The sequence below is a fragment of the Solimonas variicoloris DSM 15731 genome, from assembly GCF_000382285.1.
In the GTDB taxonomy this organism is placed as follows: Bacteria; Pseudomonadota; Gammaproteobacteria; order Nevskiales; family Nevskiaceae; genus Solimonas; species Solimonas variicoloris.
Map to the genome: position 1 here is coordinate 37,255 of NZ_KB907928.1, position 12,947 is coordinate 50,201.

Annotated in this window: 10 protein-coding genes and 1 tRNA gene; 6 read left to right on the plus strand and 5 right to left on the minus strand. The window is 67.2% G+C overall.

The window, feature by feature from the left end:
• The first annotated feature begins 90 nt into the window (after window positions 1-90).
• Complete coding sequence (gene leuS, locus H149_RS0106460) at window positions 91-2,763, plus strand: leucine--tRNA ligase (RefSeq protein ID WP_020648927.1); 2,673 nt, start codon at window positions 91-93, stop codon at window positions 2,761-2,763.
• Entirely contained in the window at window positions 2,760-3,314 is a 555-nt protein-coding gene (locus tag H149_RS0106465; RefSeq protein WP_020648928.1) for an LPS-assembly lipoprotein LptE, read from the plus strand. Before leuS ends, H149_RS0106465 begins: the two co-directional genes overlap by 4 nt.
• Here H149_RS0106465 and H149_RS0106470 read toward each other — a convergent pair.
• Window positions 3,253-4,467: a (Fe-S)-binding protein gene (locus tag H149_RS0106470; protein ID WP_020648929.1), complete on the minus strand. Its 1,215-nt coding sequence runs from the start codon at window positions 4,465-4,467 to the stop codon at window positions 3,253-3,255. The genes H149_RS0106465 and H149_RS0106470 overlap by 62 nt on opposite strands.
• Before the next feature lie 133 nt (window positions 4,468-4,600).
• Between H149_RS0106470 and H149_RS0106475 the strand changes: the two genes are divergently transcribed.
• Genes H149_RS0106475 through def form a run of 3 tightly spaced genes read left to right on the plus strand, consistent with a single transcriptional unit; the run spans window position 4,601 to window position 6,127 of the window.
• Window positions 4,601-5,281 carry a DUF481 domain-containing protein gene (locus tag H149_RS0106475; RefSeq protein WP_020648930.1) on the plus strand — a complete coding sequence of 227 codons (681 nt, stop codon included), beginning with the start codon at window positions 4,601-4,603 and terminating at the stop codon, window positions 5,279-5,281.
• Window positions 5,282-5,285: 4 nt separating this feature from the next.
• The gene (locus H149_RS0106480) at window positions 5,286-5,600 is read left to right on the plus strand and encodes a (2Fe-2S) ferredoxin domain-containing protein (RefSeq protein ID WP_020648931.1); all 315 of its coding nucleotides are present in this window, start codon (window positions 5,286-5,288) and stop codon (window positions 5,598-5,600) included.
• Window positions 5,597-6,127: a peptide deformylase gene (gene def, locus H149_RS0106485; RefSeq protein WP_026352919.1), complete on the plus strand. Its 531-nt coding sequence runs from the start codon at window positions 5,597-5,599 to the stop codon at window positions 6,125-6,127. Before H149_RS0106480 ends, def begins: the two co-directional genes overlap by 4 nt.
• A gap of 162 nt (window positions 6,128-6,289) precedes the next feature.
• Here the strand turns inward: def and mltF are convergent, their stop codons facing one another.
• The gene (mltF, locus tag H149_RS0106490; protein ID WP_020648933.1) at window positions 6,290-7,804 is read right to left on the minus strand and encodes a membrane-bound lytic murein transglycosylase MltF; all 1,515 of its coding nucleotides are present in this window, start codon (window positions 7,802-7,804) and stop codon (window positions 6,290-6,292) included.
• 137 nt (window positions 7,805-7,941) lie between these two features.
• On the opposite strand from mltF, the gene H149_RS0106495 reads away from it, so the two are divergent.
• A tRNA-Ser gene (locus tag H149_RS0106495) sits at window positions 7,942-8,031 on the plus strand.
• Window positions 8,032-8,241: 210 nt separating this feature from the next.
• Here the strand turns inward: H149_RS0106495 and H149_RS0106500 are convergent.
• The 3 genes from H149_RS0106500 to H149_RS0106510 form a co-directional block, all read right to left on the minus strand.
• A complete protein-coding gene (locus H149_RS0106500; protein ID WP_039748269.1) occupies window positions 8,242-10,122 on the minus strand; it encodes a 3'-5' exonuclease in 1,881 nt (626 codons plus the stop codon).
• Between the two features lie 562 nt (window positions 10,123-10,684).
• Window positions 10,685-11,929: a dihydrolipoamide acetyltransferase family protein gene (locus H149_RS0106505; protein ID WP_020648935.1), complete on the minus strand. Its 1,245-nt coding sequence runs from the start codon at window positions 11,927-11,929 to the stop codon at window positions 10,685-10,687.
• 3 nt (window positions 11,930-11,932) lie between these two features.
• Window positions 11,933-12,946 (minus strand): alpha-ketoacid dehydrogenase subunit beta, encoded by a 1,014-nt coding sequence (locus H149_RS0106510; RefSeq protein ID WP_020648936.1) that lies wholly within the window; start codon window positions 12,944-12,946, stop codon window positions 11,933-11,935.
• Window position 12,947: the final 1 nt, after the last annotated feature.

The window sequence follows — 12,947 nt, forward strand, 5'->3', positions numbered from 1 at the left end:
GTCTGGCGGCGGGGCACAGGGACCCGCGTAGGGCAGCGGCCGGCACGGCTGGTAAACTGCCGCCTCTTTCGATCCAGCCTTGCCGTTCCCATGTCCGAGCCGTACAGCCCTTCCTCCGTCGAGCAGGACGCCCAGGCGTTCTGGGCCGACCAGCGTTCCTTCGAAGTCCGGGAGGAGCCGGGGCGGGAGAAGTTCTACTGCCTGTCGATGTTCCCGTACCCCTCGGGCAAGCTGCACATGGGGCACGTGCGCAATTACACGATCGGCGACGTGATCTCGCGCTATCAGCGCATGCTCGGCAAGAACGTGCTGCAGCCGATCGGCTTCGATGCCTTCGGCCTGCCGGCCGAGAATGCGGCGATCGCCAACAACACGCAGCCGGCGAAGTGGACGTACGCGAACATGGATTACATGCGCGTCCAGCTCAAGCGCCTCGGCTTCGCCTACGACTGGTCGCGCGAGCTGGCGACCTGCCGGCCGGCGTACTACCGCTGGGAGCAGCTGCTGTTCACGCGGCTGATGAAGAAGGGTCTGGTCTACCGCAAGAACTCGATCGTCAACTGGGACCCGGTCGACCAGACGGTGCTGGCCAACGAGCAGGTCGTCGACGGCCGCGGCTGGCGTTCGGGCGCGCTGGTCGAGCGCAAGGAAATTCCGCAGTGGTTCCTGAAGATCACCGCGTACGCGCAGGAACTGCTCGACGATCTCGACCGCCTGCCGGGCTGGCCGGAAGCGGTCAAGACCATGCAGCGCAACTGGATCGGCCGCTCGGAAGGTCTGGAGCTGCAATTCCCGATCGAGAATGACGCGCCGCTGACGGTCTACACGACGCGTCCGGACACGCTGATGGGCGTGACCTACGTGGCGGTCGCGGCCGAGCATCCGCTGGCGCAGAGGGCCGCGGCCCGCAATCCCGAGCTGGCGGCGTTTCTCAAGGAGGCCGGCCGCAGCGGTGTCGCCGAAGCCGACATGGAGACGATGGAAAAGCGCGGCATGCCGCTGGGCATTGACGCCATCCATCCGATCACCGGCGAGAAGGTGCCGGTCTGGGCGGCGAACTTCGTGCTGATGGGCTACGGCACCGGCGCGGTGATGGCGGTGCCGGCGCACGACGAGCGCGATCACGAGTTCGCGACGAAGTACGGCCTGCCGATCAAGCAGGTCATCCGCAGCGCGCGCGAGGCCGAGCTGATGCGGCGGCTGGCGACGATCGGCGATCTGTCCGACGAGGACGATTCGGTCGAGCGGCCGGCCAACCAGCCCTTGATGAAGGAACTTGAAGCGATCCGCGCCGGCTGCATGACCGAGCACGGCGTGCTGATCCACTCCGGCGAGTACGACGGCCTCGATTTCCAGCAGGCTTTCGACGCCATCGCCGCGCGCTTCGAAGCGGCCGGCACCGGCCGCCGCCGCGTCAACTTCCGCCTGCGCGACTGGGGCGTCTCGCGCCAGCGCTACTGGGGCTGCCCGATCCCGGTCATCTACTGCGCGAAGTGCGACGCGGTGCCGGTGCCGGAAGACCAGCTGCCGGTGGTGTTGCCGGAGGACGTCGCCTTCACCGGCGTGCAGTCGCCGATCAAGGCCGATCCGGCCTGGCGCCAGTGCGTTTGCCCGCAGTGCGGCGGTCCGGCCGAGCGCGAGACCGATACCTTCGACACCTTCATGGAATCGAGCTGGTACTTCGCGCGCTACGCCTGCCCGGACAACGAAAGCGAAATGCTCGACGCGCGCGCCGACTACTGGCTGCCGGTCGATCAGTACATCGGCGGCATCGAGCACGCGATCCTGCATCTGCTGTACGCGCGCTTCTTCCACAAGCTGATGCGCGACGAGGGCCTGGTGTCGTCGTCGGAGCCGTTCACCAACCTGCTGACGCAGGGCATGGTGGTCAAGGAGACGTACTACCGCGAGGAGGCGTCCGGCAAGAAGCTGTGGATCAATCCGGCCGACGTCGAGCTCGAACTCGATGCCAAGGGCCAGCCGCTGGCCGCGAAGCTGAAGAGCGACGGCCTGCCGGTGACGATCGGCGGCGTCGAGAAGATGTCGAAGTCGAAGAACAACGGCGTCGATCCGCAGGCGCTGATCGATCAGTACGGCGCCGACACGGTGCGCCTGTTCGCGATGTTCGCGGCGCCGCCGGAGCAGTCGCTCGAATGGCGCGACGATGGCGTCGAAGGCGCGTCGCGCTTCCTCAAGCGCCTGTGGCGCGCGGTGCAGGCGCACGTCGAGGCCGGCGCGGCGCCGACGCTCGACAAGAACGCATTGAGCGACGCGCAGAAGGCGCTGCGCCGCAAGCTGCACGAGACGATCGCCAAGGTCGGCGACGACTACGGTCGCCGGCGCACGTTCAATACCGCGATCGCCGCGGTCATGGAGCTGATGAACGAGGCGACGCGCGTCGAGGACATGACGCCGCAGGGGCGCGCCCTGCAGCAGGAAATCTGGGAGGCGGTGACGCTGATGCTGCAGCCGGTCGTGCCGCATCTGGCGCACACGCTGTGGCAGGCGCTGCGGGGCACGGCGGACGTGCTCGCGCAGCCGTGGCCGGCCGTCGACGAATCGGCCCTGGTGCGCGACCAGATCGCGCTCGTCGTGCAGGTCAACGGCAAGCTGCGCGGCAACATCAGCGTGCCGGCCAATGCCGACAAGGATGCGATCATCGCCGCCGCGGTCACCGACGCCAACGTCGCCAAGTTCATCGCCGGCCAGCCGATCAAAAAGCAGATCGTCGTTCCGGGCAAGCTGGTCAACATCGTCGTATGAAGGCGCGCGCGCTCCTGCTGCTGTTGCCGCTGCTGCTGCTCGGCGGCTGCGGCTTCCATCTGGCCGGCGCGCGCCCGCTGCCGGCCGACCTGCAGAAGGTCTATGTCGACACGGTGACGCCTTACAAGGTGTCGGAGCCGCCGGTCGAGGCGCAGCTGCGCGCGATCCTGCAGCGCCGCGGCGCGGGTATCGCCAACACGCCGGGTGAGGACATCACCACGATCCGCCTGTCGAATCTCAAGGAAACCCGCGAGGTCCTGTCGATCGGCACCGACGGCAAGGCCATCGAGTTCCGCCTCGTGACGCGCGTGCACTACGAGGTGTTCCGCGGCACGACGACCCTGGTGACGCCGGGTGATCTGGTCACGACGCGCGACTACAGCTTCAATCCCGAGCAGGTGCTCGCCAAGGAGGCCGAGGAACAGCGCCTGCGCGAATTCATCCAGACGCAGCTCGCCGAGCTGCTGATGATGCGCATCGACGCCGCGCTCACCTATCGTTCGGCCACTGCCGGGCCAGCAGCGCCAGAGGGTGCAGAACCGGCACGTTGAGGCCGCGCCGGCGCAGGCCGGCGGCGAGATGCAGCGTGCAGCCGATGTTGCTGCTGACCAGATAGTCCGGCCGCAGCGCCACGAGTGCGTCGAGCTTGTGCTCGAGCAGACGGTCGGCCATCGCCGGTTCCGACAGGAAGTAAGTGCCGGCGGCGCCGCAGCAGTTGTGCTGCAGATCAAGCGGCTCGATCGTCGCGCCGGGGATTTTGCGCAGCAGCGCGGTGATGGCTTCACCCCCGCCGGTGACGTTGCGCTGCGTGCACGGCAAGTGCACGGCGATGCGCGCGTGCAGCGGCCGCAGCGGCACGGTCTCCGGCCACAGCTCCAGCAACAGGCGATGCGGGTCCTGCACGCGTTGCGCAAAGGCGGCACCCTCGGCGCTTGCGCCGGGCGCGCAGACGCGCTCGTACTCCTTCAGCGTCGCGCCGCAGCCGCTGGCGGCATAGACGATCGTCGCGTCGCCGCTGAACGCGGCGAGATTCCGCCGGCCGAATTCGCAGGCACGGTCCGCCTCGCCGGCGTGCTGATGCAGGGCCCCGCAGCAGGTTTGCGTGTCCGGCTCCTCGACGCGGACGCCGCAGCGTTCGAGCAGCGCGCGCAGGCACTGCAGCGTCTCCGCGTCGGCGATGTCGCCGACGCAGCCGCGGAACAGCTGCACGCTGCGTCCACTCGCGGGTAGCGCGAACGTGCCCGGTGCCGCGAGGCGCTGGGCGGACGGCACCAGCGACAGCCAGCGGCCGATGCGGGGCGCGCGCAGCAGGCCGAGCGCCGTCAGCAGAGACCGCAATCCGCTCGCCTGATAGGCGCGCAACAGCAGGCGCGCGAGGCGCCGACGCTGGCGCGAGACGAACCACGGCCCGAGCCAGCGCGTCAGCCGGCGGCTGCCATGCGCCTGCGCCTGCAGGGCGCGACCGGCATCGATCAGCTCGCCGTACGGGACCTTGGCCGGACAGACGCGCTCGCAGCTGCGACAGCCGAGGCAGCCATCGAGATGGGCTTCGAGCGCCGGCGTCCAGTTCACTAGACCGCTCGACAGCCCCTGCATCAGCGCGATGCGGCCGCGCGGCGAGTCGGCCTCGTTGCGCGTTTCCTGGTAGGTCGGGCAATGCGGCAGGCACAGACCGCACTTCACGCAGAGGTCGGCCTTTGCCATTGGAAACTGCTTCGCGGGTTGCGCTTCCGTCATCGTCGCCAATAATAGGTCCTTCTCCTTCTTCCCCCCAATCCGGAGTTGCACACAGATGCGCCATGCCCAAGGAGTTGTTCTCGTTGCCGCTCTCGGTCTGATGCCGGTGATTGCCCATGCCGAGCCGTGGTCGGGCGAGTTCGCGCTGGGTTATCTGGCGACGACGGGCAATTCCGATACGAGTTCGGTCAACGCCAGGGGCGCACTGGTCTACGCCGCCGAGCGCTGGAAGAACACGCTGACGGCATCGGCGATCAACACCTACGCCGACAGCGTGAGCTCGGCCGAGAACTACGCGGCGACCGAGCAGGCCGACTTCAACTTCACGCCGCGCGACTACGCGTTCGTCGCCATCGAATGGAACAAGGACCTGTTCGCCGCGATCCGCGAGCGCACCTCGGAAACCACCGGCTACGGCCGGCACGTGCTGGTCGGCCCGACGCATCTGCTCGATCTCGAACTCGGTGCCGGTGCGCGGCAGCTGCAGACCAACGACCACCCGCGCGAGCGCGAGAGCGACTTCATCGGCCGCGGCGCGCTGAAGTACCAGTGGAATCTTTCACCGACGGCGACGCTGCACCAGGCGCTGAAGATCGAGGCCGGCGAATCGAACACCTACACCGAATCGGTCACGCAGCTGAAGCTGTCGATCATCGGCAATCTGTTCGCGAACCTTTCGTATACGCTGAAGAACAACAGCAACACCGCGCCCGACACCGAACACACGGATACCGAGACCGCGGTGACGCTGAGCTACGAGTTCGGCAAGGCCAAGGGATAATGCCGTGAGCTATTACGAGCACCACGTCTTCTTCTGCTGCAACCGGCGACCGCCGGGCGAGCGCACCTGCTGCGCCGACAAGGGGGCCGACCGCGTGCGCGACTACGCCAAGCAGCGCGTCAAGGCGCTCGGGCTGGCCGGCCCCGGCAAGGTGCGCATCAACCAGTCCGGCTGCCTCGATCGCTGCGAGGAAGGCCCCTGCATCGTCATTTATCCGGAAGGCGTCTGGTACACCTACGTCGACGAGGAAGACGTCGACGAGATCATCGAGCGGCACCTGCAGCAGGGCCAGGTGGTCGAGCGGCTGCGGCTGAAATGATCCGCGACGTGCTGAGAATGGGCGATGCGCGGTTGCTGCGCGTCGCAGCGCCGGTCGAGACCTTCGGTACGCCGGAGCTGCAGGCGCTGGTCGGGGATATGTTCGACACCATGCGGCATCTGGACGGCGCGGGCCTCGCCGCGCCGCAGATCGGCGTTGACCTGCGCGTCGTCATCTTCGGTTTCGCGGCCAACGCGCGTTATCCGGATGCGCCGGCGGTGCCGGAAACCATCCTCATCAACCCCGTACTCGAGCCGCTGTCGGACGAGATGGAGGAGGGCTGGGAAGGCTGCCTGTCGGTGCCGGGCCTGCGCGGCGTCGTCGCCCGGCATCGTCGCCTGCGCTACCGCGGCTTCGATCTCGACGGCCGGCCGATCGAACGCATCGCCGAGGGCTTTCACGCGCGCGTCGTCCAGCACGAGTGCGATCATCTCGACGGGATCCTCTACCCGATGCGGATTCGCGATTTCAGCCGCTTCGGTTTCGCCGACGTGCTGTTCCCGGGACAGGCCCTCGCCGACGACTGAGCCCGCAATCGGGCGCTGCACCGGCACGGCGCCCGGACATTCCGCGCGATGCGGGCGCGCTGCATGCCGCCGTGCAAGAAGAACCCGACGCCGCGATATCGCGCTGATCCGCGGTGCCGATCACGAAGGCTTGGGCTCGCGCGTAAAGACCGAACGGCAGCGCTAGAGCACCGGCGAGTTGATGTTCAGCGGATTTTGCTGCTCGTCCTTCTGCTCGTCCTTCTTCTGTTCCTCGGCGGCTTCGAGCGGCGTCTGCGGTTCGGCGTTCTTGTCGCGCGTGATCCACACCAGCATGTCGTAGTACGAGCGGATATTGCCGACGTAGATCGCGGCTTGGTGGCCGCGCGCATACCCGTGCTTGGTCTGCGCATACCAGCGCGGCTGCGAAAGCAGCGGCAAGGCGTTGCGTACGTCGAGCCAGCGATTCGGATCGCCGCCGAGCTTCTTGGTGAGGAGGCGCGCATCGAACAGGTGGCCGACGCCCATGTTGTAGGCGGCCAGCGCCATCCAGGTCCGGTCCGGCTCGGGGATGTCGGTCGGCAACTGGTCGGCGATCTGTTTGAAGTAGCGCGCACCGCCGAAGATGCTTTGCGCCGGATCCTCGCGGTCGTCGAGCTTGAGGAAGTTCGCGGTATCGGTCGTCAGCTGCATGATGCCGCGCACGCCGGTCGGGCTGGTGGCGTCCGAATCCCAGTGCGATTCCTGGTAGCCGATCGCGGCGAGCAGGCGCCAGTCGAGATCGTTCTTCGTAGCGGCTGCCTGGAAAGCCTGCCGGTAGCGCGACAGGCGCGTGTCGACGTGCGTTGCCAGCGCCAGCGCACCTTGCGTATCGACCTGCTCGACGTGGCCGAAGTAACGATCCTTGACGCGCGCGAACTCCTTGGTGCCGAGCGCCTCGAAGAAGCGTTCGACTTCCTCGCTCAGGCTGGTATCACGGCCGGCGCGGAATGCCCAGGCGATGTCTTGCGCGTCGGCGACGGTGAAGGCGACGCGCAGGTTCGGGTAGTAGCGCTGGTTGATCGCCAGCAGGTCGGAGTTTGCGATCGTATAGTCCAGGCTGCCCTCGGCGACCTGGTAGAGCAGCTCTTCGGCGACGTCGTCCTCGGTTTCGTCCCATTGCAGCTTCGGGTAGCGCGCCTGCCGAAGCTCGCGCAGCGTCTCGATCGGTGCGCTGCCCTTGACCACGCGCAGCACGCCCTGCAGGTCGCCGAGATTCTTCGGGCGTGGCTGGCCGAGGCGGTAGACCAGCGTCGGCACGACCTTCAGCAGCGGGCGCGAGAAGCGCACGAGCTTGCGGCGGCTGTCGGTGATCGTGATGCTCGCCGCCGCCATCGGCACCGCGCCCTCGCGCACCAGTTCGACGGCGGCTGGCGGGTTCGGCGCGACGACCAGTTCCAGGCGCACGCCGAGCCGGTCGGCCAGCTGCTTCAGCAGGTCGTACTCGAAGCCGATCGGCTCGCCGCCCGGGCCGATGTAGTAGACGGTCGGGCTGTTGACGGTGGCGACGCGCAGCACGCCGAGGGTGCGGATCTCGTCGAGCGTCGAGCGCCGCGGCGAGCAGGTCCCGAGTACCGCCAGCAGCGCCAGCAGGACAGCGAGCAGCAGCCGCCGGCCCCAGCCGGCGGCGGGGGGCGGTTTTTCTTGTGCGGGGGTGGTAGGCGTCGCGCCCGGGTTCATTTACAATAGCGGTCTTGGCATGGCGGCCGATTAGACGTCACGCTAGCACAAACAGTTTCGCTCCCGCTCCGCAGCCGTTCTTGGATGCCTGCAGGCGAAACCCGTGCAGCGCGATCCGCCACATGCCAGTCGAGTTCGGAGAGGTGGCAGAGTGGTTGAATGTACCTGACTCGAAATCAGGCGTACGTGTAAGCGTACCGTGGGTTCGAATCCCACCCTCTCCGCCAACAAGTGTCCGCCAGGTGAAAATCTGGAGGACTTCGGCAAGAAAGCCCGCCCTGTGCGGGCTTTTTTTGTCGAAACGGCGTGAAGCGCCTTATTGATTTGAAAAATTGAATGCTTCTTTACCTTCGAATGGGTGGGGGTTAAGCGGGCTCCCTTATCAATTCTCAATTGAAGCGGCGAGGAAGCATCCGTTTTGAACTGATAGGCGTGGCTCAGTAGGCCATCGACAGCTGTACCGCCGTCACCGCAGACGCCACACGCCGGGTAAAACTCGATTCCTTGCTGCTGGTCATGATCAGGCGATCGGTGGCGCGCGTCATCGCGACGTAGAGGAGCCGCGCTTCCGCTTCCTCGGATTCGCGGGCGGCAGGCAGATGGCCGATGCCGGGGATCACGACGGTATGGAACTCGAGCCCCTTGCTGCTGTGCATGCTGACGAGCTTCACGGCGGGCTCGCCGCTGAAGAGCTCGCGCTTACTGGCCTGATCGTTCGCGAACCGATAATGGATGCCGCGCTGCCTGAGCGCCGCTTCGATGCCCGACACGTGGTGTTCGCGGCGATAGATGATCGCGATATCGGATAACGAGCGCCCCTGATTGCTGGCGTCCTGGACTCGCTCCGCAACGATCGTCGCCTCCGCCTGAGGCGTCGGTGCCTGGATCAGTTCCGGGACCGAACCCCGGCGCCCGGCACTCTCGGGCGCGAGCGTCGGCACGCCGTCTTCATCGTCCTGGTGCTCGCTCAGCAATTCACTGGCAAAGGCCCGGGCGACCGACAGCACCTCCAGCGTGTTGCGGTAGTTGATCTTGAGAATGGTGGTGCGGCCACGGGCCTGGATGCCGACGCTGGCGAAACTGAACTTGCGGCGCTCGGCCTTCTTGTAGATGGCCTGCGCGTCGTCATAGAGCACCAGCATCGAATTGCTGGTCGGATCGAGCATCTGCACGAGCAGCTTGAACCATTCGGGTTCGAAGTCGTGTCCTTCGTCGATCATGATCGCGCCATACTGGGCGCGCGGAATCTGGCCGCGATCCACCGCCCCAATCGTGCGCTCGACGAGTGCCTTCGAGTACGCATCGACGTCGCCGCTCCAGGCCGGCTTGTCGACATTGAAGGCGCCGAGCATTTCCTTGCACCAGTCATGGAAATGGCGAACGACGACCTGATCGATCACGTTGTGCTGCTCCATGGTCTGCCGCAGCCGGGCGCCGAGCGTGACGTTGAAGCAGAGGACGAGGATGGGTTTCGCCAGCTGGCGGGCCAGGTGCAGGCAGCGGTAACCCAGAATCATCGTCTTGCCCGAACCGGCGACCCCATGGATCACGCGATGGCCATCGCCCATCGAGCGGGCGAGCATCTCCTGATTCAGATCCATGACGCGGATCAGGTCCGGGATCTTCAGCGTGGTATCGGCGGCCGGCTTGTCGTCGAAGAGCCCGAACTGATTGGCCGCCGTGTTGACACGGATTTCCGGGAACAGATGCCAGCGGATTCGATCAAGCTGGGGCAGGGTGAGCTTGCAGGGAAAGACGTGGGCGAACATCTCCCACAGGCGGCGCTGGAAGTCGGCCGGATCTGCAGTCTCCAGCATTTCATCCTTGCACAGCACCCGGCTCGGCTCTAAGACCTGATCGAGTCCGGAGGCACGGAACTGGGCTCGCGTGATGTTCGTCAGGACCGTGCCCCATCCGTACGGCATGACCAGCTTGCCGGCATAGCGGTGGCCGGGCGGATTGCGCAGGGCGGGATCCCGCTCCAGGGTCACGGCCACTTCCAGTGCGTATACCCGAGCCTGCAGCTGCGGATTCTTCTCGGTGACGATGCCGCGGTCGGTATAGATCTGGAACGAGTGCCGGTCGGCCTTGTCCGGCACCATGGTTTCCAGCTTCCAGTCTTTGACCTCCAGGACCAGAAAGCCCCGCTGCGGGTGGACGACCACGAAATCGGGATGCAGCTGCTTGGGTCCGACGGCGACGTCGTACCAGCACAGGTAGTCGTCCTCGAGCTTCTGCTCGAGACGCTCTGAGAAGCGCTTCTCGCCATTCGTCATCCGCGGCAAGGACGAATAACGCGCCGGAACCAATGTGGCCATTTTTTATCCCCCAGGGGGAATAATCGCCGATCCTTTCGGTGCGTCCAACCCGATAGGCGAATGCCGCGACGGAGCTGCCGTCGGCTTTCCGCCGAATGCGGACCCTCTGCGTATCGATGAATCGGGCGTTCTTCATGCGCTTGCTCGCCAGCGGATCGGAATCCTGGACATCGGCTGGTCCGGAGGACGTCGGTGTCGGGCGTGTATCGAGCGCGCGGGTGCGCCACGTCGCTGCGCGGCTAACGCTGGCGGCGGGCGGGCACCCGCGCTTGCGGTAGCCCTGCTGTCCAGTCAGGGAGTCCCGCGATGAAGCAGCCCACTCCAGGCTCGATCGAGCGGCGTGGTGTCGCCCTGTGGCTCGCCGCCGGCCTCGCAGTCTGCACGGCCGGCGCACACTGGGAGGCCGCTCGTGTCCGTGGGCGATGACGCCAGACGCGCAGGTCCGGGGGCTCGCCGCGAATCTCTGGTTTGCGGAATGCAGCGCGCGCCGCCGGGGATCTCGGACGACGAACCGCCCGGGGCTGGCACCGCCACTACGGCAGCGCCATGGCTGTGCGCGGGACTAGTCGACGAACAGCGTCGCCGGGTGTTCGAGCCGCGACTTGATCGCCTGAATGAAGGCGGCGGCGTCCCAGCCGTCGACGATGCGGTGATCGAACGAGGACGACAGGTTCATCATCAGCCGCGGCACCACGGCGCCGTTGCGGATCATCGGTCGCTCGACCATCTTGTTGACGCCGACGATCGCGACTTCGGGCGCGTTGATGACCGGCGTCGAGACGATGCCGCCCATCGCGCCGAGGCTGGTGATCGTGATGGTCGAGCCGGACAGCTCCTCGCGCTTGGCCTTGCCGTCGCGTGCGGCGTCGGCGAGGCGGCGGATCTCGGCGGCGGCCTGCCAGAGATCCAGCGTCTCGGCATGGCGCACGACCGGCACGACCAGGCCGCCCGGCGTCTGCGTGGCGACGCCGACGTGCGAGGCGGTGTGGCGGTGCACGAGATTCTGCTCATCGTCGTAGGTAGCGTTGATCTGCGGGAACTCGCCGCGCACCTGGACCAGCGCGCGCATCAGGAACGGCAGCAGCGTCAGCTTGGCGCGCGTGGCGCCGTGGCGGCCATTGAGATGCTGGCGCAGGGCTTCGAGTTCGGTGACGTCGACTTCCTCGACGTAGGCGAAGTGCGGGATGCGCTGCTTGGCGCGCTGCATCGCCTCGGCGATCTTGCGGCGCAGGCCGATCACCTTGATCGTCTCGACCGTGTCGACCGGCGCGCCGCTGGCGCGCGCCGTGGCCGGCGCCGTCGCGCGGCCCGCATAGGCGGCGAGATCATCGTGCGTGATGCGGCCGCGCGGGCCGGAGCCCGGCACGCATTCGAGATCGATGCCGAGTTCGCGGCTGCGCTTGCGCACCGAGGGCGAGGTCTGCGGCTTGCCGCGCGTCGCGCTCAGCGTGGCGCCGGCGGCCAGCGTCGGGGCCGTGGGCGCGACGTTCGGGGCGGCGGCAGGCGCGGCAGGCGCCGTGGTGTCGCCGGCGTCGATCGCGGCTTCGTCGCCGGCCGCGGCGTCGGCCGCGGTTTCGAGCACCAGCAGCGGCGCGCCGACGGCGATCTTGTCGCCTTCGGCGCCGCAGCGTTCGATGACGATGCCGGCGACCGGCGACGGAATCTCGACCGCGGCCTTGTCGGTCAGCATGTCGACCAGTGGCTGGTCCTCGACGACGCGCTCGCCGACCTGTACGCGCCAGGTGGCGATTTCGGATTCGGCGATGCCTTCGCCGACGTCCGGCAGCTTGAATACGTAACGCGCCATGGCTCAGGCCTCCACGACGTTCTTCATGGCCTTGGCGACGCGCGCCGGGCCCGGGAAATAGGTCCACTCGAAGGCGTGCGGATACGGCGTGTCCCAGCCGGTGACGCGTTCGATCGGCGCTTCGAGGTGCCAGAAGCAGGCTTCCTGCACCTGCGCCATCAGTTCGGCGCCGAAGCCGCCGGTGCGCGAGGCTTCGTGCGCGATCACGCAGCGGCCGGTCTTCTGCACCGAGCGCGCGATGGTGTCGAGGTCGAGCGGCACCAGTGAGCGCAGGTCGATGACCTCGGCGTCGACGCCGGCTTCCTCGGCGGCGGCGAGGCAGACGTGCACCATCGTGCCGTAGGCGAGCACCGTCAGCTGCGCGCCGGGACGCACGACCGATGCCCGGCCGAGCTCGATGCGGTAATAGTCTTCCGGCACTTCGCCGGCCGGGTGCTTGGCCCACGGCGTCAGCGGCCGTTCGTGATGGCCGTCGAACGGGCCGTTGTAGATGCGCTTGGGCTCCAGGAAGATCACCGGATCATCGTCCTCGATCGCCGCGATCAGCAGGCCCTTGGCGTCGTACGGCGTCGACGGCATCACGGTCTTCAGGCCGCAGACGTGCGTGAAGATCGCCTCCGGCGACTGGCTGTGCGTCTGGCCGCCGAAGATGCCGCCGCCGCAGGGCGCGCGCACCGTCAGCGGCGCATGGAAGCCGCCGCCCGAGCGGTAGCGCAGGCGCGCCGCTTCCGACACCAGCTGGTCGAAGGCCGGATAGATGTAGTCGGCGAACTGGATCTCGATCACCGGCCGCAGGCCGTAGGCACCCATGCCGATCGCGGTGCCGACGATGCCGCCTTCGGCGATCGGCGTGTCGAACACGCGCGTCTTGCCGTACTTCTTCTGCAGGCCGGCGGTGCAGCGGAACACGCCGCCGAAGTAGCCGACGTCCTCGCCGAACACGACGATGTCCGGGTCGCGGCCCATGGTCACGTCGAGCGCCGAGTTGATCGCCTGGATCATGTTCATGCTGGCCATG